Annotated in this window: 24 protein-coding genes; 12 read left to right on the top strand and 12 right to left on the bottom strand. The window is 52.7% G+C overall.

The genetic code is table 11. From position 1 onward, the window contains the following. Positions 1 to 53: 53 nt before the first annotated feature. The 3 genes from EKM91_RS02280 to EKM91_RS02270 form a co-directional block, all read right to left on the bottom strand. Positions 54 to 323, bottom strand: a complete 270-nt coding sequence (locus EKM91_RS02280; RefSeq protein ID WP_125749138.1) for a GIY-YIG nuclease family protein — start codon at positions 321 to 323, stop codon at positions 54 to 56. After that, positions 313 to 1047, bottom strand: a complete 735-nt coding sequence (locus tag EKM91_RS02275) for a tRNA1(Val) (adenine(37)-N6)-methyltransferase (protein WP_125749135.1) — start codon at positions 1045 to 1047, stop codon at positions 313 to 315. The genes EKM91_RS02280 and EKM91_RS02275 overlap by 11 nt, the downstream gene beginning before the upstream one ends. Before the next feature lie 88 nt (positions 1048 to 1135). Then, entirely contained in the window at positions 1136 to 1798 is a 663-nt protein-coding gene (locus EKM91_RS02270; protein ID WP_164508425.1) for a TVP38/TMEM64 family protein, read from the bottom strand. A gap of 209 nt (positions 1799 to 2007) precedes the next feature. On the opposite strand from EKM91_RS02270, the gene EKM91_RS02265 reads away from it, so the two are divergent. Both EKM91_RS02265 and EKM91_RS02260 read left to right on the top strand, forming a co-directional pair. Beyond that, the gene (locus EKM91_RS02265) at positions 2008 to 3060 is read left to right on the top strand and encodes an LLM class flavin-dependent oxidoreductase (protein ID WP_125749131.1); all 1053 of its coding nucleotides are present in this window, start codon (positions 2008 to 2010) and stop codon (positions 3058 to 3060) included. Continuing rightward, a complete protein-coding gene (locus EKM91_RS02260; protein WP_125749128.1) occupies positions 3053 to 3736 on the top strand; it encodes an NADPH-dependent F420 reductase in 684 nt (227 codons plus the stop codon). The genes EKM91_RS02265 and EKM91_RS02260 overlap by 8 nt, the downstream gene beginning before the upstream one ends. An 88-nt stretch (positions 3737 to 3824) precedes the next feature. Here EKM91_RS02260 and EKM91_RS02255 read toward each other — a convergent pair whose 3' ends face one another. Both EKM91_RS02255 and EKM91_RS02250 read right to left on the bottom strand, forming a co-directional pair. Further along, positions 3825 to 5423, bottom strand: coding sequence for a hypothetical protein (locus tag EKM91_RS02255; protein WP_125749125.1), 1599 nt, complete (start codon positions 5421 to 5423; stop codon positions 3825 to 3827). A 63-nt stretch (positions 5424 to 5486) separates the two neighbouring features. Further along, positions 5487 to 5876 carry a hypothetical protein gene (locus EKM91_RS02250; protein ID WP_125749121.1) on the bottom strand — a complete coding sequence of 130 codons (390 nt, stop codon included), beginning with the start codon at positions 5874 to 5876 and terminating at the stop codon, positions 5487 to 5489. 201 nt (positions 5877 to 6077) lie between these two features. Here EKM91_RS02250 and EKM91_RS02245 point away from each other — a divergent pair, with 201 nt between their 5' ends. Next, on the top strand, positions 6078 to 6728 hold the full coding sequence (locus EKM91_RS02245) for a lysophospholipid acyltransferase family protein (RefSeq protein ID WP_125749118.1): 651 nt from the start codon (positions 6078 to 6080) through the stop codon (positions 6726 to 6728). Positions 6729 to 6766: 38 nt separating this feature from the next. Beyond that, positions 6767 to 8143, top strand: a complete 1377-nt coding sequence (locus EKM91_RS02240) for an APC family permease (protein ID WP_125749115.1) — start codon at positions 6767 to 6769, stop codon at positions 8141 to 8143. 40 nt (positions 8144 to 8183) lie between these two features. On the opposite strand, the gene EKM91_RS02235 is transcribed toward EKM91_RS02240, so the two are convergent. From EKM91_RS02235 to EKM91_RS02220, 4 genes are all read right to left on the bottom strand, one after another. Beyond that, complete coding sequence (locus EKM91_RS02235) at positions 8184 to 9062, bottom strand: DUF805 domain-containing protein (protein WP_125749112.1); 879 nt, start codon at positions 9060 to 9062, stop codon at positions 8184 to 8186. Between the two features lie 157 nt (positions 9063 to 9219). Continuing rightward, positions 9220 to 11055 carry a plasmid pRiA4b ORF-3 family protein gene (locus EKM91_RS02230; protein ID WP_125749109.1) on the bottom strand — a complete coding sequence of 612 codons (1836 nt, stop codon included), beginning with the start codon at positions 11053 to 11055 and terminating at the stop codon, positions 9220 to 9222. Between the two features lie 176 nt (positions 11056 to 11231). Then, a complete protein-coding gene (locus tag EKM91_RS02225; RefSeq protein ID WP_125749106.1) occupies positions 11232 to 11975 on the bottom strand; it encodes an amino acid ABC transporter ATP-binding protein in 744 nt (247 codons plus the stop codon). Beyond that, on the bottom strand, positions 11968 to 13425 hold the full coding sequence (locus tag EKM91_RS02220; RefSeq protein WP_379896706.1) for an ABC transporter substrate-binding protein/permease: 1458 nt from the start codon (positions 13423 to 13425) through the stop codon (positions 11968 to 11970). The genes EKM91_RS02225 and EKM91_RS02220 overlap by 8 nt, the downstream gene beginning before the upstream one ends. A 210-nt stretch (positions 13426 to 13635) precedes the next feature. On the opposite strand from EKM91_RS02220, the gene EKM91_RS13775 reads away from it, so the two are divergent. Both EKM91_RS13775 and EKM91_RS02215 read left to right on the top strand, forming a co-directional pair. Next, complete coding sequence (locus EKM91_RS13775; protein ID WP_164508424.1) at positions 13636 to 13788, top strand: SPJ_0845 family protein; 153 nt, start codon at positions 13636 to 13638, stop codon at positions 13786 to 13788. A 187-nt stretch (positions 13789 to 13975) separates the two neighbouring features. Continuing rightward, the gene (locus EKM91_RS02215) at positions 13976 to 15016 is read left to right on the top strand and encodes a zinc-binding dehydrogenase (RefSeq protein ID WP_125749103.1); all 1041 of its coding nucleotides are present in this window, start codon (positions 13976 to 13978) and stop codon (positions 15014 to 15016) included. 51 nt (positions 15017 to 15067) lie between these two features. Here EKM91_RS02215 and EKM91_RS02210 read toward each other — a convergent pair whose 3' ends face one another. Both EKM91_RS02210 and EKM91_RS02205 read right to left on the bottom strand, forming a co-directional pair. Beyond that, entirely contained in the window at positions 15068 to 15718 is a 651-nt protein-coding gene (locus tag EKM91_RS02210) for a B3/B4 domain-containing protein (protein WP_164508423.1), read from the bottom strand. A 73-nt stretch (positions 15719 to 15791) separates the two neighbouring features. Further along, complete coding sequence (locus EKM91_RS02205; RefSeq protein WP_379896709.1) at positions 15792 to 17693, bottom strand: M13 family metallopeptidase; 1902 nt, start codon at positions 17691 to 17693, stop codon at positions 15792 to 15794. 228 nt (positions 17694 to 17921) lie between these two features. On the opposite strand from EKM91_RS02205, the gene EKM91_RS02200 reads away from it, so the two are divergent. Together EKM91_RS02200 and EKM91_RS02195 are read left to right on the top strand one after the other, a co-directional pair. After that, positions 17922 to 18935 (top strand): lipoate--protein ligase, encoded by a 1014-nt coding sequence (locus EKM91_RS02200; RefSeq protein WP_125749093.1) that lies wholly within the window; start codon positions 17922 to 17924, stop codon positions 18933 to 18935. A gap of 199 nt (positions 18936 to 19134) precedes the next feature. Then, on the top strand, positions 19135 to 19362 hold the full coding sequence (locus EKM91_RS02195) for a hypothetical protein (RefSeq protein WP_125749089.1): 228 nt from the start codon (positions 19135 to 19137) through the stop codon (positions 19360 to 19362). 114 nt (positions 19363 to 19476) lie between these two features. Here the strand turns inward: EKM91_RS02195 and EKM91_RS02190 are convergent, their stop codons facing one another. After that, entirely contained in the window at positions 19477 to 19893 is a 417-nt protein-coding gene (locus tag EKM91_RS02190; protein ID WP_125749085.1) for a winged helix-turn-helix transcriptional regulator, read from the bottom strand. 116 nt (positions 19894 to 20009) lie between these two features. On the opposite strand from EKM91_RS02190, the gene EKM91_RS02185 reads away from it, so the two are divergent. The 4 genes from EKM91_RS02185 to EKM91_RS02170 all read left to right on the top strand — a co-directional run. Continuing rightward, complete coding sequence (locus tag EKM91_RS02185) at positions 20010 to 21200, top strand: MFS transporter (protein ID WP_125749413.1); 1191 nt, start codon at positions 20010 to 20012, stop codon at positions 21198 to 21200. Positions 21201 to 21400: 200 nt separating this feature from the next. Further along, the gene (locus EKM91_RS02180) at positions 21401 to 21940 is read left to right on the top strand and encodes a hypothetical protein (protein ID WP_125749082.1); all 540 of its coding nucleotides are present in this window, start codon (positions 21401 to 21403) and stop codon (positions 21938 to 21940) included. 10 nt (positions 21941 to 21950) lie between these two features. Beyond that, complete coding sequence (locus tag EKM91_RS02175) at positions 21951 to 22382, top strand: hypothetical protein (protein ID WP_125749080.1); 432 nt, start codon at positions 21951 to 21953, stop codon at positions 22380 to 22382. Between the two features lie 125 nt (positions 22383 to 22507). Then, positions 22508 to 23212, top strand: a 705-nt coding sequence (locus tag EKM91_RS02170; protein ID WP_191987980.1) for a DUF1801 domain-containing protein, incomplete at its 3' end; no start/stop codon positions are given.

Genomic DNA, 23212 nt, shown 5'->3' with positions numbered 1-23212 from the left:
TGTGCATATCGCACTCGTAATAGTTTACGCTATCCATTAGGCTTTGACAAGCCCTACCAGGCAACTTTATGCGCCGCTAAAAAGGCTTCTTTGGCAGCACGGCTTTGATGTTTGAAATGCCACTCGGCAGATAAAGCGTCATGTCGCGACGCAAACGCTTGGGCATACAGCAGCCGCACTGGCAAACGCTGCTTGGTGTATTTCGCCCCTAACCCCGCATTATGCGTGGCCACGCGCTGGCCGACATCGGTGGTGAAGCCGCCATAAAAACTGCCATCAGCACATTGTAAGACATAAAAATAAAACGGACCTTCACTTGCCATATAACACCGCCTGCACTGCCGGAGAATATTGGCCATCCGCTTGATACACCGTCAATGGCGGCAAGATCCGGATGCCATCCGGCTTGCCGGCTTTGATTGCTTCGATCAAAACCATGTTGGCTTCACGATCGGCTTTGGGGTGAATGAAGCGCAAGCGCTTTGGTGCCAGTTGCGCGTCAACCAATGTTTGCAACAACTCCGCCAACCGGTCCGGACGATGGACGAAAAACGCCTTGCCTTGATATTTCAACAATTCCGCAGCGGTGTTGGCCACTGTGGCAAAATCCGTGGTCAATTCATGGCGCGCTAACGCTAAGTGGTCGTTAGGATTAGTCACATGCCCTGGGGCCACCTTGAAATACGGCGGGTTGCAAGTGACGACATCCACCGAATCTTTAGCGATCACTGTCGGTGCCAGCTTCAAGTCCAATTGCAAGACATCGACATTGGTCAACCCGTTTAAGGCCACAGAGCGCTGCGCCATATCGGCCAAGCGGGCTTGTAATTCGATCAAGGTCACTTGTGCGTCGGTTTGCGGCGCCACAAACAGCCCCACTGCCCCATTGCCTGCCGCCAAGTCGACTACCCGCGAATGCTTTTTAACCACCGCAAAATCTGCCAACAAGACCGCGTCTAATGAAAACGCAAAAACTTGTTTCGATTGAATGATCGCCACGCCTGCGCTTTGCAGTTGATCGATCCGTTCCCCGGGAAGTAATGCCATGACGAACTCCTTTTCACCTCAAAAATCACTGTTCACAGCGCTGATCTGCTTGATCAGTATACCCAATCCGGCTTCAAGCGGCAATTGCTCACCGCTGACGCTGATCGTGCCGGATCAACCCGATCGCCAATGCTGACGCACCAAGCAACGCGGCCACGACTGCCAACCGCGCCGGCTTGACTTGTAACACCGCATCCCCGCCAAAGGCATAAAAAAATGCGGTCGGGATGCTTCCCAGTGCCACCGTAGACACTAACATGCGGCGAGACAAGGCTAATTCGCCAGCCGCCACATGCACCAAGGTATTGGGAATGAATGGCACGGCATAGCCGATGAGCACCCCTAAACGCGGGTGCCGCATTTTCAAGAGCGCCTCCAATAATCGCGAAGGCTGCTGTTGCCGATGGCGGCGTGCTTCGACGCGATCAACGAACAGTGCCCCTATTGAATTGCCGACACTTAAGCCGATCACATTCACGACAAATCCCAACGGGGCGCCTAGACACACGCCGCTTAAAATCGCGATCACCGAATTCGGGGCCCCGGGGATCAAACTGACGCCGATCAATAATAACACCAGTGGTCCTACCGCCAACCACCCGCGGTGGCGAAAGGCATGAATAAAACCCGCGCGATCAAAGCGCCAATGTTGCAGCTGAGTGAGCAGCGGCCAATAATACACCACTAAAATGACCAAGGCGACCAGCGCCAAGCCGATCAGCAATGTGCGCAAGCGCGTTTGCTTCGTCATCTTATCCCTCCTTAAGCTCATCGCCTGAACGGCACCCTGCATGGGCTGATCGCGATTTTCACCGATCGTTGTGGGCCTGTTCCATCATCTAAAATTGCCATAGTTGATCGGCAAAGCCGCCTTTTCACGCTCAGCCCCTTGATCAGGACTTGCATTATTGGCCACATCCGTTATACTTACTAAAAGTAAGAGAAAACAGAGGGGTACCCATGAACAAGACAACTTATCAATTTGGTTTAAACACGTTTGGCGACTTAGCCTTTAAAGATGATGGCACGCCGATGACCGGCGCAGAAAGCCTGCGCCAAGTCGTTGCTGAAGGCCAACTGGCAGACCGCTTAGGGATCGACTTGATCGCCTTAGGTGAACATCACCGCTCAGAATTTGCGATTTCCAGCCCTGAAATCGTCTTAGGGGCATTGGCTGCGACCACTCGGCATATCAAATTAGGGACGGCGGTAACCGTATTGAGTTCTGATGATCCCGTACGGGTTTTTGAACGCTTCAGTACCTTGCACGCGTTAGCTAACGGTCGCGAAGAGATCATGCTCGGGCGCGGCTCTTTTACCGAGTCTTTCCCATTATACGGGTATGACTTGGAAAACTACAACGAACTTTTTGAAGAAAAGATCGAGCTGTGGGAAAAGCTGCTGGCTGGCGGCGCGATCGATTGGGAAGGCAAATTCACCCAAAAGCTCACCGACACCACTGTGTATCCAAAACTGCCAGCTGGCGAAACCATCGCCACGACTTTGGCTGTCGGCGGCTCGCCTGAATCGATCATTCGTGCCGCTTACTATGAGCTGCCAGTGGTGATCGCCATCATCGGCGGCGAGCCAGTACGTTTTCGTCCATATGTCGACTTATACCACAAAGCTGTCAAACAAATGAATAAGCCAGAACTGCCGTTGGGGATGCACGCCCATGGGATCATCCTCGATGATGAAGATGAGGCCAAAAAAGTCGGCTGGCAATATATCAAAGCCGAAATGGACCGCATTGGCATCGACCGGGGATGGGCACCAATGACCCGGGATCGATTCGAATTTGAAATCGATAAAGGTTCCTATTACGTTGGCACCCCTGAACAAGTGGCCCAAAAAATTGCTAAAAACATGAATGCCTTAGACATGCAGCGCTTCGATTTGGTTTATGGTACTGGCGGGCAGCTGCTGCACCAGCGCACCGCGACGATTCGCAACTATGCGCAAAAAGTCATCCCGCGGGTCAAAGAACTCTTAGGAGGTGCCGCTAATGCCTGATTTAACGATCGGTATTTTAGGCGCTGGCAAATTAGGCTCAACCTTAGCCCGCCTTGGCACTCAAGCCGGCTTCAAGCTCTTGATCGCCAGCCGCCGTCCAGTGGACCAATTGCAATGGGTGATCGACACCTTAGCGCCTGGCGCAGTGACCACCACTGCTGACGCGTTAGTCGCCCAAGCAGATGTGATCATCTTAGCCATCCCGTTGAGTCATTACCGCGACCTTGACCCGCAAGCATTTGCGGGCAAGATCGTTTTAGATGCAACCAATTATTGGGTCGAAGTCGATGGCACGGTCAATGAGATCTCTGATCTGACCCACTCCAGCTCTGAAGTGATCCAGGACTGGTTAGCCCAAAGCAAAGTAGCCAAGGCCTTTAACCATATGGGCTACCACGATTTGGAAATCGAAGTTGATCGCAAACCCACGCTTCCGCGAGCGATGGCCTTTGCCACCGACCATGACGACATCCGGCCGGTCGTCACTCAAATATTGTCTGGTTTTGGCTTTGCGCCGCTGGACCTAGGGCCTTTGCGCTTTGGCTTGCTATTAGAGCCTGGCAGCCCGCTTTTTGGTGAGGCGATTCCGACGACTGAGTTTCGCGAAAAACTCGCAAAAATATACGATAGCACTTTTGGCCAAAAAATCATTGCTGCGCGCGGCAACAAGCTATAATCTCCGCCAGCACACGCGAATAAAGCTCCGGTCAGCTTTGCATGGATTGCAATTGCGGCCGGAACTTTTTTTGCGTCTCGCGTGGTCATCAGCGTTCAGCGCGGGGTTTGTGTTTTAGTTGCGCTTTTGCTTGTTGCAGTGAGATCACTTTACCCGGCTTGGCTTTGAAAGCTCCAGACATAGGCTCACCGCGTAATGCGGCTTGTAAGCTGGAACTTTGAGCGGCTGGCAGCGATCCAGCCGCCGCTTGCGCCGCAAGCATGCTCGAATACAGCAACAACAGCGCCTGGCCAGCTTCATTTTGGCGCAACCAATCACCAAAATCGGCAAACATCGCAGGCGTCCAGCTGGCGGGGGTGCTTAAGTCTTGGGCATAAAATAGATCGAATAGTTGCGTCACTTGCAACACGATCGCCGGTGCTTGCCAGCCTTGTGGCAGCGCATAGCGATCGCGTTGCAGCCACAAGCGCAACCCTGCTTGGACCCCTTGTGCATGCACTTGCTGCGCCACTGCTTTTTGCCATTGCCGAGGGCCTTTAGCCGGCAGATGGTCAGCTTGCAAATAATTGGCGGCAGAGTCGGGATCGTACAATTCAGCTGCTTGCTGCATCGCTTGTTCGTCGTCGAGGATAGCGCGCACGTCGTCAGGGACGAGAGCTGATTCATCTGCTTCAAAGTCCTCTTCCCAATCGGCTTGATCCGCCAACGCCGCTTCCGGCATTAACGCTTGCACTTCTTGCATGAGGTCTTCGTCGCGATAGCCGATCACTTGATCCATAAAGGCGTCAACGGCCGCTTCCGCGTTGGGATCGATACCAAAAGCAACCATGTGCGTGTACAAAAGCTTGCCTGTCGAAAACAGCTCTTCATCTTGCATCTGTTTTAGAAATTCAGGCTCAAGGGCGCGCAAATACCGTTGATAATTAGCGGCTTTTTTGGCATTGAGGCGCTCAGTTTGTCCAAGCCACGCCAACCACGCGGTCAACGCTGGCACGATCAGCGCTGCGCCAGTCGCTGTGAGCGGCTGTTGCCAGACAAATTTCCAGCTTAATGTCTCTTGCAGCACCCGCTTCGTCCAAGTCTTGGGCGTTTTACGGTAGCGGTCATATGCAAGTGTCGTCAAATCAGCGACCGTCGTACTCAAGAATTCCCGAGACACCCCCATTGGCCGCTGCCGCCAAGCAGCGCTGGCGACATAATCATCGACCCACGCTTGGGTATAATCGGCGATATCCGCCGCCGTATACGACTGCCACTGAGCCAAACCTGAAACTGACGACGGTAACGTCGATAAAAAGTATTCATCTGCACGCGAAGACTCTGAGTCCAGATCGTACTGGCGTTCCAGTTGCTGCCACACAAGCGGCAGCGCTTCAGCACTGATCCCCAGCTTCTGCCGCTTCGCCAAAAAAGTCATGACCATCGCAAACACCCGATATTTGCCCAACAAGATCACATCCCCGATCGCGTCAGGAGGATCGCCTGCGGCAGTGACAAAATCAGTGACTTGTTCCGCCAGCTGTTGTTTTCGCCACTGTTTTAACGGCAGCGTTGAATCGATGATTGCTTGGCTCACCGCGGCAAAAAAGTGCTGGATCAGCGGGTTAGCATATAGCGCTAAGCGCTGGTACTCAGGTGCTTGCTGAAAGTCTTCCCAATATGGGTCCAGCGAATCATTGACAGACATCACGTCACTCCTTTATTAATCAGATGCAAAAAGACCGTTTCTAGTCACAAAACGGCCACAAGGTTAATCTTCGTATAAAAGGATGCAATCGCCTGGCGCCTCATGCAAATAAAGCCAAGTCTCGTGGTCTGAACTAAACAACCGCGCCGGCGTTTCAGCCGCCACGGCTTGCGTCAACCACTCCGCGACCGCCTCAGCGTCGGCTTGCAAGTCATCGCCCACGGCATCACCGCTGCTGGTGCCGCTGGCGGAAACGCTGATCAAGTGATCGTGATCGTCAAAGCGCACTTTTAAACAAGTGATCTGGGGATGCTGGCGGCTGGCCGCTTGCGCCACGGCACGCAACTCAAAGCTTGGCACTGGCCGGCAAGCGGTTGTCGGCACCCCAGAAAAATTCGCCAGCCGTTGGTCAATCTGCGCGGTGGTGGTTGGCCGCGTCATCAAGATAGGCATACACAAGACTCCCTTCATTATGGTTCAAGTTCATTATACCGTTTACGTAAGCGCTTGCGCATTAAAATCCGCTGAGGGGCGCAACCACTGGCTCTTTTTACGCCAGCTGCCGCATACGGTATACTAAAACAGACCTGCGATTCGAACAGATCGTTAATGGTATAATAGATTCAATTTTGAAATCACGAAGGGAGTTCCCTCATGTTTTATTCGTTCATCCGCGTTGTCGCCCGCATCATCGTGGCGATCATCAATGGCAACGCTCATTACGAGAATAAGGAAGTCTTGCCTGATGGCCCGTATGTGTTAGTCGGGCCGCACCGCACTTGGTGGGATCCAATTTATTTTGCGCTGGCGGCCAGTCCGCGCAAAGTCGGCTTCATGGCCAAACGCGAGTTATTCCAAAACCCGATTTTGCGGTGGATCTTGACGCATGCCAACGCGTTTGGCGTTGACCGCGCCCATCCTGGTCCCAGTGTGATCAAGACCCCAGTGAAAATGATGAAAAATCAAGGCTTATCCATCATCATTTTCCCTTCTGGTTCGCGCTATTCATCTCAACTCAAAGGCGGCGCGATCTTGATCGCCAAGTTAGGCAAGGTGCCGATCGTGCCAGCGGTTTATCAAGGCCCGGTGAAATTCTCACATCTATTCTTGCGCAAGCGCGTGACCGTACGCTTTGGCGACCCGATCACGGTGCCAGCCGGCAAATTGACCGACTCAGTGACTCAGGCATTGAGCGATCAAATGCAAGCCAGCTTTGATGCGATCGACAAAGCGATCGACCCAACGTTCAAATATGTGCCTGACCAAAAGAAGTATCTTGAAGAAAAAGAACACGGTAAAGTCTGACCCCCTCGTTGACAAATTAGAAAGAAGTCATCATCCTCATGAGTTTATGGCAACGCCTCACGGCAAAACCCGACTTAGATAAGACCCTCAAAGCCGATCACCAACTTGCTCGCACCTTGACCACGCGCGATTTGATTGCCTTAGGCATTGGCGCCGTGATCGGCACTGGGATCTTCATCCTCCCAGGTACAGTGGCAGCGACCACTGCCGGTCCGGCAATCACCTTAGCCTTTGTCTTAGCCGCAGTGGTGTGCAGCTTGGCGGCGATGTGTTATGCCGAATTTGCGTCGGCATTGCCCGTCGCCGGCTCCGCTTACGCATATGGCAACATCGTTTTTGGCCAGATCTTCGGCTGGGTCATTGGCTGGGCCTTGATCTTGGAGTATATGCTGGCAGTCGCCGCGGTTTCGACAAGTTTTGCTGCTTATTTTCAAAGCTTCATCGCCGGCTTTGGCTTGCAGATCCCCAAGGCGATCACCGGTGCGTTTGATCCGGCTCATGGCACCTATTTCAACTTGATCGCCGTGGTGGTGGTCTTGTTGATCGGGATCTTGTTGAGCCGCGGGATGCGCACGTCAATGGCAGTCAACCGCGTGATGGTGGTCGTGAAGTTAGGCATCATCTTGATTTTCATCATAGTTGGCGCATTTTATGTGCACCCGGTGAATTGGCACCCGTATCTGCCTTTTGGGGCCAAAGGGATCTTGGCCGGCGCTTCAACGGTTTTCTTTGCTTATCTGGGCTTTGATGCGGTATCGGCATCAGCACCAGAAGTCAAAAAACCGCAAAAAACCTTGCCGCGCGGGATCATCGGCACCTTGATCATCGCCACCATCTTATATGTCTTAGTCGCGATCGTGTTAACTGGGATCGTCAAATATACCCGCTTAGACGTCGCCGATCCCGTCTCTTTTGCCTTGAACGCGATCCATCAACCCAAACTTTCAGGGGTGATCGCATTAGGCGCGTTAGCCGGAATGTTCACGATGATGGTCACCATGATCTATTCGTCGTCGCGCTTAGTCTATGCGATCGGCCGTGACCGGCTGCTGCCGCGGTGGTTTGGGAAAGTCACCCACCAGCTGCCATTGAACGCTTTGTGGACGGTGACCTTGATCATCGCTGTCATGGGTGGATTTGTGCCGTTGACCCAACTGGTCAATTTGGTGAATATCGGCACCTTGATTGCTTTTGCCTTCGTGTCGATCGGCATCATCCCCTTGCGCCGCCATCAAAAAATCAGCAATGATGGCTTCAAAGTGCCAGGGTATCCGGTCGTGCCGATCATCAGCTTCTTGTTTTGCCTCTTGTTGATGAGCCAATTGAGTGCGGAAACTTGGATCATGAGCTTGATCTGGTTTGCCTTTGGGATGATCGTATACTTCGCTTACGGCTTTAGGCATGCCCGAAATTAACCTCAAAAAAACGGTTGGACAATGTCCAGCCGTTTTTTTGTTATTCCTGTGCAGCCAGCTTTGCTTGTAATTGGCTGATCACTGCCAGTTGCACAGATTGGCGAGGCACAAATTGCAAGTTTTCCGGGCGAGTCGCTGCCCAGTCTAAGGACCCATAGCGTCCAGCCAACTGCTGAATGTCTTTTGGCCCATAGCCTAATGTGTCTGCGAGCTGCCACAGCAACGTCAAGCGCCGACGGTTAGCCGCCAATTGCGAGTATGAAAAGGCTTGTACCATGCCCACCCAGACCAAATAGCCAAAAAAGCCCCAAAGTCCAGCTGGAAACATGAGCGTCGCCACGAATAAAACCAATCCGATCAACCCTGACCCCACTTGCACCCAAGTCAAGACGCGCGGCGACCAACCAGGTGCAGCAACCATCACCGGCAGCGGACGACTGGGCAACAGACTGATCCCCAATAGTCCAATGGCCGCCAGCGCTAAACCCGCATTGGCCCACACGCCCCATTGCCGCCCCCACAAGCTGACCAACAAAAGGACTGCCAGCAACCCAGTCCCCCACCATGGCACGCCAGCATCGCGACTCCGGCGGATCAACAACGCCACCGTGGGCCAAAGCGAGCATAGCGCGGCCCACGCAAATGCCAGCAATAATAACAGTGCAACCACGCGCAACCCATGTAATTCGCCGCTATTGCCAGACGCCAACCGCTGAAACGAGCCAAACACTGCCAGCAACAACCCCCCGGCGATCACCACGATCGCGCCGCTGACTGCCAACAGCGCCCACCAGCACTCGGCGCGGGTACTGCGCCCGGTATAATTCACAAAATTGGCAAAATATGCCCAAATCGCCTGTTTGCCACGCACGCCGTAATGTGCATTTCCAGCCCGAATCAGCCGTTCGTTGTCCGTCATGGTGAACCCTCCTCCGCCTGATTGCTTGTATCCGCTTTCATTGTACCTGACCCTTGCGCCTATGCCCATAAAAAAACGCCTCTGCCCCACGATCGACAAGTTGCGATCATGAGGCAAAGACGCGAATTAAGGATCAGCCCCAAAGCCCTGGGTTAAATTATTTGCGGCGCTTTTTCAATAGCCGCTTGGCTTGTTTCTTGGACAGCTTGCGCCCGCTGGTGCCAAGCTGTGCCCGCCCGGCTTGGATGGCAGCTTGCAATTCCCGCATCTTCTTTTTGGACATGCTGGAATGTGCCTGCAGCTGGGTTAAGTAAGTGGTCAACCAGGTGGCACCAGCATCGCGCTGGGTACTTGGCAATGATTGCAAAACGCGCTTGGCCACGGCTTCAGTCGTGTCGGCTTGCCACTTTTGCGGTGATTGCAGGTGCGCGGCATACATACGATCGACCATTGCGACGATGGTATCCAATACGACGTGGTCTTGATCGTTCAGCTCATCTGCAACTGCTTGGGCATTATCGACCGCAGCTTTGTGCACGCGCGTCGCCACGCCGCGCTGCCATTTTTCGGCATGCGGCCAATCTAAGTAGTCTTGGCTAGGCTGATACGCAGATTCGCCGCGATTGTAGTCATCAACGAATTGATGCACCGCCGCTTTATCTTGGGGGTCGATATTGGCTTTGCTCATCGCAATGCCAATTTTTTTGGCCGGGCCAAAATTCGTCTCATCTTGGGCCAGCAACGCCGCTTGCGCCCCGGCATCAGCCACATCTTCAGCCAAGTCTTCATCGATTCGCTGAGCACGGTACAAGTACTTACAAAAGGCGCTCAACACTGGTCCGAGCTGTTGAAATTCTTGTTGCGATAAGATGACGTTGGTCACGAAATAGCGGCCAACGACTTCCCATACCCCTTCCACAGTCCAAGCTTGCGGAATCTGCGCCATGCGCTCGTACATCACTTCGGCAAACATCCGCGTGAAGTCATACACCGTCTTGACCGGGACACCGGCTGGCAGCAGCTGGTATTCGTTGCTCTTTAAAAAGTCATCAGTCCAGCCTTTGACCAAGGCGCGCACATCGTCTTCGTTGGCGATTGCCGGCACATCGTCAGGATGTTCAAAGCCCATTTCCAAAACGTCTAATTCCTTTGGATAAGCGGCTTTAATGCCAGTCAATAATTTGGTGACGGTGTTCATATCCAGTGCCAGCACCTTTTGATCGGCAGCGCATAACAAGAACGTGGCCACCACTTCAACAAAAAAGGCGTATTGATGTTCTCCCTGCGGATGCGCGCTGGCTTGTTCATGCACCGCGCGCATGGCGGCATCGATTTGCTTGGCTTGCCATTGATCCATCGGTGCAGCGGTTTGGTGCTGCATTGCCGCGCCTAAGGTTTCTAAGATCGCCGTGATCGACCCGGCGGTATAATCGCTCAACAGATCATCTAACGCCCCAGTGGTTTGCAGCGCTTCCCAGCCGGTGGCCATGGTCGTCTTCAAAGGGGAATCGGCACTCAGATCAAAATTAGGCTTTTGCAAGTTGCCCCAGCCGTTCAAGGCGATCACAGTGGCGCCTTTGTCAAAGGCGTGCCCGCCATCTTCAAGGCCGCCATCGCCGGCGCCATCAAGGCAAGTCGGCAATAACCACGATTCCCAGCGCATATCTTCTAAAGTAATCTCATGGTGCCACGAGTCGCCAAAATCGTACTCGTAATCAACGCTGCCTTCCGCCAAATCGGCATCCACCGCATGGTCGGCGGCCCGCAATTGTTTTGGGCCTTGCGCTTGCCAATCAGGATCTAATTCAGCGACATATTGGCGCGCTTGGCCAGCTGGGGAAAACGCCCACAGATGCGAATTCGTCCAGTCAAAAGCCAACTGAATGATCTCGTGTAATTGCGCATAAGTGGTATCGGTCGCGATCGCCAGCCGCCGCCATGTAGGTTGCGGTTGGTCTTTTAAGGTGACATTGATAATGAGTGCTTGTGGCATATTAACTCCTTCTAACTCTTGAGGTTTGGCGTGCGCCTATTCCAGTTTAGCGGTCTGATGCGGTTTGAGCAACCCAACCGGGCAAAAAAGACACCGCTTTCCCAATTTTTCGGGAAACGACTGGGTCCCAACGGCAAAAAAAAGCCGCTGGCAAGTTGCCAACGGCTGATCCCTGCTTATTGGGCCAAGACTTTAGACAAGAAATCTTTGGTCCGGGCTTCTTTAGGTGCAGTAAAGATCTGTTCAGGCGTGCCTTTTTCGGCGATCACGCCTTGATCCATGAACCAAACTTGATCGGCGGCTTCGCGGGCAAAGCCCATTTCATGAGTCACGATCACCATCGTCATCCCAGACTTCGCCAAGTCTTGCATGACCTTAAGCACTTCGCCGACCATTTCCGGATCCAGTGCTGATGTCGGTTCATCAAACAACATCACGTCTGGTTCCATCGCCAAGGCGCGGGCAATGGCGACACGCTGCATTTGGCCGCCAGATAAGCTGGCTGGATAAGCATCGGCTTTATCTTCCAAGCCGACTTGCTTGAGCAATTCGTGGGCTTTGGCAGTGGCTTGGGTATCGTCGGTATTTTTGACCTTCATTGGGGCTAGTTTGATATTTTCTAAGACGGTCATGTTTGGGAACAAGTTGAATTGCTGAAACACCATCCCCATTTTTTCACGGACACCATCAAGGGCTTTTTCAGATAAGCCGACCAAGTTGGTCCCTTCAAACTCGATATCTCCAGCTGTCGGAACGTTCAACAAGTTCAAGCTGCGCAAGAACGTCGATTTCCCACCACCAGAAGCACCGATCACGACGATTACGTCGCCTTGGTTGATGGTTTCGGTAATATCATTCAAAACGACGTTATCGCCGAATTTTTTGACCAGATGGTTGATTTGAATTAATGGTTTAGTCATGTTGCATCTTCCTTTCAAAATGCCCCAATACCTTCGATAAGCTGAAGGTGAGGACGAAATAGATCACCATTGCGACAAAGATCGGCGCGACGCCTTTATAAGTGGCTGTTTGCACGACTTTCAATTGATAGATCAAATCTGTGACCCCAATGATCGACACAATGGAGCTTTCCTTGATCAACGAGATGAATTCGTTGCCTAATGCCGGCCAAATATTTTTGACCGCTTGCGGCAACACCACATTGGTCATGGTTTGGCGCGTCGACAGTCCCAAAGACCGGGCCGCTTCGGTTTGACCCACAGGGATCGAATCGATCCCGCTGCGGATGATCTCAGCGACATAAGCCGCAGAATTCAAGGCCACGGCAATGATCCCGGCAGTCAAGGCCGGAATATCCACGAACAAGCCGATCCCAAAGTAGACAAACATCACTTGGATCATCAATGGCGTGCCGCGAACGAATTCGATATAAGCGACTGCCAAACTATGGAACAACCGATTGTGGCCTAAGCGCATCAAGGCAAACAACGTGCCTAACAGCAACCCGAATACCACAGAGATCGCGGTGATCAATAGCGTATAGCCGACCCCTTTGGCAAAATACTGCCAATAGTGCCACATAGAGGTGTTGGCGGTGTTTTCAGTCATATACTGGCCGGCGGTTTTGGTGTAGCTGGCGATCAAGTGTTGCTGCTTGATCTCAGCGATCGACTTGTTTGCCGCCGCCACTAAGGTATCATCACCTTTGGTAAAGCCAATGGCTTGGCCATTTTCTTCTGGATCTAACGCCCACCCGGATTTGACTAATGCCAATTGGGGATCGTTTTCGACATAGGCTTTGGCCACTGGTTCTTCAGCGACCACGCCTTCGACCTTATGGGACTTCAAGGCCAAGATCAAGTCGGTGACCTTAGAGAGGCCGAGCAATTTTGAATCGGTCATGTTCTTCTTGACCAAGTCGGCTTGCAGCGACCCGGTTTGGGCGCCGACTTTTTTATCGACAAACGACTCGGCGTTCTTGTAGACTTTGGCGTCTGCTTTGTTGACAATGATGTCTTGGCTGGCGGTGTAGTAGATCTGCGAAAAATCGACGCTTTGCTTGCGCTCCGCCGTCGGGGTCATCGCCGATAACACCATGTCCACTTTGTGTGTCTCCAATGCCACCAACAGCGAGTCGAAGTCCATTTGCTTGATCTCCAGCTTCACGCCGATATCTGCGGCGATCTTCTTGGCGATTTCCACATCAATGCCGACAACTTGGTTCTTGCCGTTTTTGTTGACCAAGAATTCATACGGTGCGTAGTCCGGACTGGTCCCCATCACCAAGGTACCCTTGGCTTTTACCTTCGCCAGGCTGTCATCTGCCGCGTAGACCGAATGGGCCCCAACTGCACCGATGGCGACTAGGCTCAAGGCCAGCGCCATGAACCAACGCATTAACTTTTTCAAAACAAAACATCCTCCCCAAATTTCTATAGGCCATACTATACACCAGTATTCATTTTTATTCAATGAATATTCATAGAAAAATAGGGTGCGGCATCCAGTTATCCGGGAGTGATACCGGCTTTTGTCGCCAGTTGCGTCAAGCGTATAATGATACGGCTTTGCCACGACCCCAAGAGCATGCTATACTGAGCGCAACTGGAGGTGGCCGCGATGGCTTTACACATCAATAATAAGAATGATTGGAACGAAATGTTCGACAAGTTCGCCACAGTGCCGCTGGAGAAGAACAAGCCGAACGCAGACCTCAAGAAGGAAGATTCAACCGACGAGAAGACGCGCACAGATAAAAAAAATAAGCAGTAACCTGAACGAGGACATGCCCAATTATAGGACATGTCCTCGTTTTGGCCTAGCGCTCGTGTCAGGTAATCGCCCATCGGCGTGGCGTTGTCCATGCTTTTGAAGCATATTGGCACCGACCAACAAGTATTTGCGCTCTAGACCACAAACTCGCATACTTAACCCATCAATTAAAATGGAGGCACTATCAATGAAGGAAACCCGTTTTATCAAAGTCGGCCAAGTCGCCATCGAAGACGTCGCCAAGCCCGCCATCCAAGCCCCGGATGACGTGATCATTCGCGTGGTCCGCACTTGTGTGTGCGGTTCTGACTTATGGGGCTATCGCGGCCAAGATCAAATGGCCCCACACGCCCAAAACAGCGGACATGAAGCGTTAGGCATTGTTGATGCCGTCGGAGAGGCCATTACCACCGTGGTCCCAGGGGATTTTGTCATCGCCCCATTCACCCATGGCTGCGGTCATTGTGCCGCTTGCCGCGCCGGGTTTGAAGGCGGGTGCTTGAATCACAAGGATAACTTCAGCAATGGCGCCCAAGCCCAATACTTGCGCTTCCAACATGGTGAATGGGCCTTGATCAAGGTTCCAGGCCACCCTGAAGATTATCGCGAAGGCATGCTCAAATCTTTGCTGGCTTTGGCTGATGTCATGGCCACCGGCTACCACGCCGCTCGCGTGGCGCATGTGCAACCTGGCGACACGGTAGTCGTTGTCGGCGACGGTGCTGTGGGCTTATGCGCCGTGATTGCAGCTAAAATGCACGGTGCCAAGCGGATCATCGCCATGAGCCGCCATGCTGATCGGCAAGCTTTAGCCAAAGAATTTGGCGCCACTGATATCATCGCCGAACGCGGTGATGCCGGCGTCGCCAAAGTCATGGCTTTGACTGATGGCGCCGGTGCTGACGCCGTGTTGGAATGTGTCGGCACTGAACAGTCAGTGGATACCGCCGTCAAAGTCGGGCGCCCAGGCGCGACAGTCGGCCGCGTCGGCGTGCCGCACAATCCAGAAATGGACCTCACGCCAGTCTTCTTCCGCAATACCGCGATCGCCGGCGGCCCGGCTTCGGTCACGACTTACGATAAGCAAGTTTTGCTTAATGCCGTCTTGAACGGCCAGATCACTCCTGGCAAAGTCTTCACTCAAACATTCGCTTTGGATGACATCGATGCCGCTTACCAAGCGATGGACCAGCGCCAAGCGATCAAGTCTTATGTGATCGTCGACTAACAAAAACACTCAGCCACGTCTTCAACGGCGTGGCTGAGTGTTTTTAGTGGATTAAGGCCAAATCACTGCCTGTTGCAGCACTTGGGCCTGGTCTAAATAGTGTTGCGCCTGGTTAGCCACCAATTGCTGGATCGCCTCAGGGTCACAAGCACCAAACAAATACACCACCATCAGCGCCTGGCGGGTGTTGCCGGTAATCATCGCCCGATTCGAATCCGCAGTTGGGCTGCCAAAATAGCCTTTGGCATCTGCCAGCACCAACCCTTGGCTCAAGTCGATCGCGGCTTTGCCGATTCCCGGATAACTGGCGCCAGCTTCCGCGACAGTATAGCGCAACGGCGGCGTGAGCTGGGCTTGATCATAGCTGCCAATGGGCAAATGCAATTGCAGCGACAGCGCATTATTCAAATCAACTAAGGCATTGACGTGATACAAGCCCTTGTGGTTGATCACCCGCCGCCATAAGCTGTCACTAGACGGGCGATAACGGCTTGGGTCTTTACCCACGGCTTTATACGCCGCTTTAGTCGCTTGAATCGCTGGATCTGCGCGCAGCGTCGCCAAGTCATCATGTGCGGCGATCTGCGCCAAAAGTGGCGTTAATTTCTCCTGCCATAGTGCCGGACATTCATCGTGATTGATAAATTCAAGCATCGTAAGCGCCAAGCCGCCTTGAATCTGCGGATCAATTGAAAATTCCATTGCCATCCCCCTTTTGACAACCAAAAAGCTGAGCAAAATGCCTGCTCAGCTTTTTATGATGCCTTGGTCATCCTCACCAGATCGTAATGCGCTGATCCGGCGCCAAGTACATGCCGTCTCCGGGTTGGACATCAAACGTGGTGTACCAAGCCTCTAGATTTTGCACTTGAACATTGGCCCGCAATTCAGCCGGCGCATGCACATCGATCGATAACAACAGCTGTTGATATTCTTTGCGCGCCTTTTGCCGCCAGATCTGCGCCCAATTGATAAAGAATGCGTGCAAGTCGGTATCATCCAAGCGTTGCGCAGTCTCTAACGCCGCCGCTAAGCCCCCGGCATCGGCGATGTTTTCAGACACCACCAGTTTGCCATTGACCTTGCCGGCAGCGGTTTGTAAGCCGTCAAATTGCGCGATCATTTTTTGCGTCAGCGTCTGGAAGTGGTCGTAATCGTCTGGCTGCCACCAGTCGGCCAGATTGCCGAATTCATCAAACTGCGCCCCGTTATTGTCAAACCCATGCGACACTTCATGCGCGATCACCGCGCCGATGCCGCCAAGATTTTCACTATCCGATTGCTTCAGGTCATAAAATGGTGCCTGTAGGATCGCTGCTGGGAAGGTGATATCATTGCGCGATGGGTCATAGCAGGCGTTGACTAAATGCCCTGGCATCGCCCATTCCCCACGATCAACCGGTTGGGTCAACTGCGCTAAATGATAGGCATGCCGGGTCTTCGCCAAAGCCGTCACCGTCGTTAATAAGTCCGCGTCAGCTGGCATGTGCAGCTGTTGATACATCGGATTGACTTGATCAGGATAGCCCATCTTCAAGACCATCGTGTCTAACTTAACGATCGCCTTGTCTTTGGTCGGCTGCGACAGCCATGCGGAATTGGCTAACCGGCGCTTGTAAGTGGCGATCATTTTTTCAACTAATTGCGTCACGTCTGCCTTAGCAGCGGCGCCAAAATACGTTTGGCCATAATACATGCCGATCGGTTCGGCGAAGAAGGAATTGGCTAAACGATAAGCGTGTTTTTCATGGCTTGGCGCGGCTGGGGACCCAGATAAAGCCCGCGAGAAGCTGCCGCCTAAGATACGCAGCTCATCGGATAAATACCCGGTGTTGCTCAATAACTCGGTTACATATGCCCAGTGCCGATACGCGGTGAAGCTGTCGGCATTGAACAACTGCGTGAATTCTGCCAAAAACCGCGGATCGGCCACGATCACCGTATCTGGATGCGCCGGCAATAATGTATCGGCATAGGTGGTGAAGTCAAACTGGCCAAATTGGTCTGCGACTTTAGCGAATGGATATGGGTTATAGGCTTTAGGATAATCGGCCCATTCTTCTGAGCTTTTGACGTGTTTAGCGATTTCAGCATCAAAAGCCACCGTATCTTGCAGGTATTGGGCTTGGTCTGCTGCGCTCAAAGGTGTTTGCGCTAAGACTTGCGCCGCCATTTGCTGCCACATGCTCAAAAGCTGCTGGCCTTGGGCGTTGTCTTTGGCATAATACGTCGTATCCGGCAAGATCGTGCCTGGCCCAGAAATCGTAAAGGCGTTATGGGCTGTGTCTTTCATGTCCGGCTCAACGCCTGCGCTAAATGGCAATGGGAATAAGTCTTGATCTAATTGCGCTGCTTGCGCATTGAAACTGGCAAGATCGGCGATTGCTTCCAGCGGGGCCAAACGCTTGATCACCGGCTGGATCCCGGCAGCGTCCCGCGCGGCAAAATCGCCGGCTAATCGATACAACTGCACGGCCTGGGCAAAATATTGGTCAGGTGCTTGCTTTTGGCCTGTGGCTACGGCATCAAAATCTGCCATCAACTTTTTTTCGACCTCATCAGCCAGATCAGCAAAACCGCCAGTCGTTGGTTTGTCATCTGGGATCGTGGCGGTTTTCGCCCATTCCCCATTCACTGCTTCATAGAGATCATCTTGATACCTTGTCGTCATGCACAAATCCCCTTCCTGCTTATATGCCAGCCATTATACCCCAGTCTGAAGGGCTTTGCACCTGAGCCGTGTGCAGTAGCGCACGAGCTTGGTGGTGTATTGGTCAAAATTGGGCAGTGTTACACTGATGGCTCGGCATCAGACACTTGTGCACAAATTACTTTGTGTGCAAGCCTTTTCATTTTGCCGGCTAACGCTTACAATTAGGCAGTACGCTAAGGAGGGAAAAATCTCATGTATTACGTGATCATGCCGTCGCACGACATTCGCGAAAACCTTGCGACCGAACAATATTTGATGAACCAAAAGCATTTTGATGAACCATTGTTGCTGTTTTATTATGAAGCGCCAAGTGTCATCATTGGCCGTAATCAAAACGCTCAAGAAGAGTTGAACCTCGACTACATTGAACAACACAATGTGGTCGTCACCCGCCGGACTTCTGGCGGCGGTGCGGTTTATCATGACCTGGGCAATCTTTGTTTCTCATTTGTGGTCGATTCTGATTCTGAAGAATTCGGCGACTTCAAATCTTTCACGCAACCGATCGTCGACGCCTTGCATAGTATGGGCGCCACGACGGCAGAAGTTTCCGGGCGCAACGACATCTTAGTTGATGGACGCAAATTCTCAGGCAGTGCCATGTATAGCCGCAATGGCAAAACGTTTTGCCACGGGACATTGATGCTCAACGTGGACATGAGTGAAGTGCCGAAGGTCTTAAACGTCCCTGCAGACAAGATCGCCTCTAAAGGCATTCAAAGCGTGCGCAGCCGCGTGACGAATCTGCGGCCATACTTGGATGCGCAATATCAACAATTGGAAGTCCCAGAATTTCGCGATATCCTGCTCACTCGGTTGTTTGGAGTGGATTCAGTAGATGCGATCAAAGACCGTGAATATCACATCACCGCTGCTGACCAAGTGGCGATCGATCAGATCAATGCTGAAGTTTTCTCCAATTGGGATTGGAATTTCGGCAAGTCGCCTGAATACACGACCCAAAAGCGTAAGCATTTTGATATGGGCACCATCGACGCGCGCTTGACCACTGACGGCGGCAAGTTGACCAACGTCAAATTCTATGGCGATTTCTTCGGGCCCAAAGATGTTCAAGCCGTCGCCGATGCGCTGGCCGGTGTCATCTTCGACCGCGACCACATCGAAGCGGCATTGGCCCCGTTAGATCTCAATGAATACTTCACTGGGATCCCAACTGCTGCCATTATCGACTTATTAGTCAGCTAACCCCTATCCCCTTGACCCAAGTCCTAGCGACTTGGGTTTTTTGATCACGGTAAACTTTTCCCTTGACGCGCAAAGCCTTGGCCACCACGGGAAAGCCGCAAATAGGCAAGCCGGCAGGCGGTTTTGCCTACTGACAAGTCGCCTCAGATTGGATATACTAGGCATGTAATCGGTTGCAATGTGCAAAGGAGGAATCTCTATGAGCCAACGCACCACGGAGATCATCAGTTTACTAGAGGATGCCTTGTTGACCAAGCGGCCAGTCAAGGTCAAGACCATCGACAAACAACAACTCCACGGCGTCATCGACGCGATCATCCCCGGTACCGTCAAACCATACCAGGAGCGCAGCACCGTCACGATCACCACGAAAAAGGGGCCTAAACTCATTCAAGAATACGCGATCGCCCACATTGCGTGGGCCTAAACCAACCGAGAATCTCCTGATTGGCATTCCCTGCAGACGACTTTGTGGCGGCTGATCGCAGTCACCCATACACCAACAAAACCAAACAAAGGCTAGCGCCGCAATCAAGCGGCGCTAGCCTTTTTGATTCTCGGCGCCGTGTGCGTCCTCTGGCGGCAGCAAATTGACATCATCGCGGTGACGCAAGGTGATCTGCTCGCCTGCCGCCCGGCGACTGTCAATCAGCGCCTCACCCCAGCGGCAAAGCTGATTCAACAATCCGCTAAGACTGTCACCGCGCGCTGTCAACGCATATTCAACATGCGGCGGGATCTGATCAAAAACCGTGCGGCTGATGATACCGTCATGTTCCAGCTCGCGCAACTGTTGCGTCAACATTTTTTGGGTGATCTGCGGGATCGCCCGGCGCAATTCACCGTTGCGCATCGCTTGGTGCCGCAAGTGACACAAGATGATGGCCTTCCACTTGCCGCCAATGATTTCCATCGTCGCTTCGACGCCAATATTGTAAGTGGTCATATTGCCCTCCATAGGCACTAAAAGGTGCGTAAGGCACAAAATAGTGCATGCTTGTTGTTTGGTGCCTGGCAAGTATAATCAATCTCTGTTGCTAAGACAAGCTCATTCAGGAGGTAGAAATGCAAAAAATGACCACGACGCATCATTTTGATGCGCAACTAACGTTATTGGCGCTGGCACTCAGCGCTTTTGCCATTGGCATGACCGAGTTCATCAGCGTCGGGGTGATGCCCTTGATCGTCAACGCCTTTGGGATCAAATTAAGTACCGCCGGCTTGACGGTGTCGGCCTATGCCGCCGGGATCATGGTTGGTGCCCCGCTATTGACCGTAGCCACCGCCAAATTGCCGCGCAAGCAGCTGCTGCTTGCGGTGATGGTCACCTTCATCATCGGCAATCTCGTCACCGCCAGCGCCGGCAGCTTTGCCATCTTGCTTGTGGGGCGCGTCATTGCCGCCTTGGCCCATGGCTTGTTTATGGCCGTCGCAACGGTTATCGCAGCCAATGTCGTCACCGTCGATAAGCGCGCCAGCGCGATCGCAACGATGTTTACCGGCTTAACCGTCGCCACAGTGACTGGCGTGCCGCTGGGGACTTTCATCGCCCAACATGCCAGCTGGCGCGTGGCCTTTGTCTTCATTGCCGCTTTAGGGGTGGTGGCGTTGGTGACCAATATTTGGTTGGTCCCCAACCACTTGCCCCTGCCGCCAGTCAGTGCTCGCGGCGGAATCTGGCGGCTGGCGCAAAATCCCAGGCTGCGTGCTGGCTTGGTCATCACCGCGCTGGGTTATGGTGCAAGCTTTCCAGTTTACACGTATCTAGGGGCGATTTTGACGCAACAAGGCTGGTCTGCCAGCGCCAGTGTTTGGATCTTGCTCGGCTATGGCGCAGCCGTGGCGCTTGGCAATAGTATAGGCGGCCGGTTCGCCAATCACACCCCGTTGCAGGCATTAAGTGCTATGTTTGCGGCACTGACGTTGTTGATGCTGACTATGTTTTGGGGCCTGCAAGGGCATATCATCGGCTTGGTTTTGGTCATGATCTTAGGCTTGCTCGCGTTTATGAACGTCCCTGGCTTGCAATTAATGACCATGCAGATCGCCGAAGCCGAGTTGCCAGCGGATGCCCAACTAGCCTCGGCCATGAACATTTCCGGGTTCAATGTCGGCATCATGATCGGCTCTTTTGCTGGTGGGCAGCTCTTGACACATTGGGGCATATGGTTCACCCCGTTAGGCGGGATCGCCATGGGTGCACTGGCGTTAGCGGCGACTTTGCGGCTGAACCAGGCCAGTGACCGAGTTGGTGAATGCCGCTAAAACTGATTTTCACCTTGCCGTTTGGTACTGGCTTAAAAGCTGGTGCTTAACGGTTTTTTGCGGCTTGGCACTTTTTAATTGTCGCAGGCCCTTGCACAGCGTATACTCAAAAACGGCCCTTTTATTCTTTATGTTTTTATTAAAAATTGACCGATCTATTCACCACTAGCACCAAAATACAATTCAAGGAGCTTTCAACCATGGAGAATCAATCCACACCCTCTCGTTTTCAAAGATATTTGGCCAGTATGCAACGCAACCACTTCAAGTACCTCTTTAGCCCCATCCCGCTGCTTTATATGGTCACCTTGATATTCATCGTCTTTGTCATGTTTTCAAATCTCACTGAAATATCGTTGAGCCGCGCGCTGTTTACGACCATATTGGCGGTGCTTGTCTTTGGCATCGACGTGTTCTTCTATAAATTGATCATTGATAATCTGGTGTACGGTCCACTGAGCGGATTGGTGGTGCCAAAGAAATATGCTGACGTGCAAAAAGAAGCGCGCGCAGCTTATGAGCGCACGGAAAAGCACTGGGACGTGGTGAAGTATGGCAGCGTCGAAGTCAGTCGCACCTTCAATGATCAAAAGGCGCGTTGGGCCAAGGAGTCTGTCCAAGAAGATTGGGGCGTCAAAACCTGGATGCGGCTTTGGGCAAGATTTTTCATCGGGTATTGCGGGTTTATTCTCGGGCCAGTCTTATTGTTCCTCTGCCCACCAGAATATTTGAACTTTTAAGGAGCAAATCATGCCAAAAACGATTTATGACGAAAATGGCAACCCCCACCAGGTCAAGACTTATGACGAGCTCGATCACCCAATGGCCAAAGACGTCGGTGCCCGAGTGGGTTGGTTCATCGGCAAGACCGTTCGCTTCATCATTGATTTCACTCCTGTTGCCATCAAGGCGTGGCCGCTCATGATCAGATTGATCAAAACCACCGTTTTAGATCTCAAAGCAGGCCAAAAGTTCAATGGTGACAATCGCTTGAGCCACTGGATTGCTTCCATATTTATCCTGGGATTTTTGTGGTGCGGCTATAAAACCATTCAGTGGCACATCTATTCGCACCCGATCATCGGCTGGGTGATCCTCGCGGTGATCGGCTTGCCGCTCGTGCTGGAACTGCTGTATATCGTGATTGTTAACCGTGACCGCCCGGGAAACAAGCCCAAATAGCCAAGCGGTGAATCAGTTCACGGCGGACTTGCTGCCCCAATGCCGGATCCAGCACTTCACAACATCAAACCGTCTGCATGTGATATTTTGTAGACAGCATCAGCAAAAAATCGGAGGTTACCATGATGACGGTGATCACAGACTATATTCAAGCGCAACCACCTGCTGCCCAACCGCACCTGCAAACGCTGTATGCAACGCTAAAAACGGCCCTGCCCAACGCACAGGAGCGGATCAGCTATGGCATTCCTGCTTTTTGGCAACAACGCGTGCTGGTGTATTTTGGCGTGCACAAAACGCATGTGGGTTTCTACCCGACTGCAGCGCCAATCGCGGCGTTTGCTGCGGAGCTCAAAGCCTATCAGACGTCAAAAGGCGCCATTCAGTTTGCCTATGATCAGCCATTGCCGCTTGATTTGATCACCCGTATCGCCCACTACCGTTTGACGCATGCTGATCTGCACACCCCAGCAAAGCGGCGCGCAGCCGTGCCGGTGCCAGAAACGATTGCCCAAGCCATGGTAGCAGCAGGCGTAACGGCGGCTTACGCGGCGCGGCCGCTATACCAGCGGACCGACTACCTCAATTGGATCGCTCTCGCCAAGCAACAAGCGACCCAGCAGCGCCGCCTTGACCAAATGCTGGCAGAATTGACGGCAGGAAATGTCTATGTCAACTACCACCGAATAAATTCGGTGGCTTGCAGCTCGCGTGTCATTGACACAGTGGTCAAACGCCTTTCAGGCTCCCACCTACTGCGACTGCATCATCGGGCAGCTGACTTTGCCCGTCAGTTATCAGGTTTACCCGAAAACTTCTTTAGTAAAACG

It is taken from the genome of Lacticaseibacillus baoqingensis (assembly GCF_003946165.1).
GTDB classification, from domain to species: Bacteria; Bacillota; Bacilli; order Lactobacillales; family Lactobacillaceae; genus Lacticaseibacillus; species Lacticaseibacillus baoqingensis.
This window is presented reverse-complemented; position numbering and strand designations above follow the sequence as displayed.

Coding starts and splice junctions, on each gene's coding strand:
- EKM91_RS02280 (WP_125749138.1), bottom strand. CDS start 323: ATGGCAAGTGAAGGTCCGTTTTATTTTTATGTCTTACAATGTGCTGAT.
- EKM91_RS02275 (WP_125749135.1), bottom strand. CDS start 1,047: ATGGCATTACTTCCCGGGGAACGGATCGATCAACTGCAAAGCGCAGGC.
- EKM91_RS02270 (WP_164508425.1), bottom strand. CDS start 1,798: ATGACGAAGCAAACGCGCTTGCGCACATTGCTGATCGGCTTGGCGCTG.
- EKM91_RS02265 (WP_125749131.1), top strand. CDS start 2,008: ATGAACAAGACAACTTATCAATTTGGTTTAAACACGTTTGGCGACTTA.
- EKM91_RS02260 (WP_125749128.1), top strand. CDS start 3,053: ATGCCTGATTTAACGATCGGTATTTTAGGCGCTGGCAAATTAGGCTCA.
- EKM91_RS02255 (WP_125749125.1), bottom strand. CDS start 5,423: ATGTCTGTCAATGATTCGCTGGACCCATATTGGGAAGACTTTCAGCAA.
- EKM91_RS02250 (WP_125749121.1), bottom strand. CDS start 5,876: ATGCCTATCTTGATGACGCGGCCAACCACCACCGCGCAGATTGACCAA.
- EKM91_RS02245 (WP_125749118.1), top strand. CDS start 6,078: ATGTTTTATTCGTTCATCCGCGTTGTCGCCCGCATCATCGTGGCGATC.
- EKM91_RS02240 (WP_125749115.1), top strand. CDS start 6,767: ATGAGTTTATGGCAACGCCTCACGGCAAAACCCGACTTAGATAAGACC.
- EKM91_RS02235 (WP_125749112.1), bottom strand. CDS start 9,062: ATGACGGACAACGAACGGCTGATTCGGGCTGGAAATGCACATTACGGC.
- EKM91_RS02230 (WP_125749109.1), bottom strand. CDS start 11,055: ATGCCACAAGCACTCATTATCAATGTCACCTTAAAAGACCAACCGCAA.
- EKM91_RS02225 (WP_125749106.1), bottom strand. CDS start 11,975: ATGACTAAACCATTAATTCAAATCAACCATCTGGTCAAAAAATTCGGC.
- EKM91_RS13775 (WP_164508424.1), top strand. CDS start 13,636: ATGGCTTTACACATCAATAATAAGAATGATTGGAACGAAATGTTCGAC.
- EKM91_RS02215 (WP_125749103.1), top strand. CDS start 13,976: ATGAAGGAAACCCGTTTTATCAAAGTCGGCCAAGTCGCCATCGAAGAC.
- EKM91_RS02210 (WP_164508423.1), bottom strand. CDS start 15,718: ATGGAATTTTCAATTGATCCGCAGATTCAAGGCGGCTTGGCGCTTACG.
- EKM91_RS02200 (WP_125749093.1), top strand. CDS start 17,922: ATGTATTACGTGATCATGCCGTCGCACGACATTCGCGAAAACCTTGCG.
- EKM91_RS02195 (WP_125749089.1), top strand. CDS start 19,135: ATGAGCCAACGCACCACGGAGATCATCAGTTTACTAGAGGATGCCTTG.
- EKM91_RS02190 (WP_125749085.1), bottom strand. CDS start 19,893: ATGGAGGGCAATATGACCACTTACAATATTGGCGTCGAAGCGACGATG.
- EKM91_RS02185 (WP_125749413.1), top strand. CDS start 20,010: ATGACCACGACGCATCATTTTGATGCGCAACTAACGTTATTGGCGCTG.
- EKM91_RS02180 (WP_125749082.1), top strand. CDS start 21,401: ATGGAGAATCAATCCACACCCTCTCGTTTTCAAAGATATTTGGCCAGT.
- EKM91_RS02175 (WP_125749080.1), top strand. CDS start 21,951: ATGCCAAAAACGATTTATGACGAAAATGGCAACCCCCACCAGGTCAAG.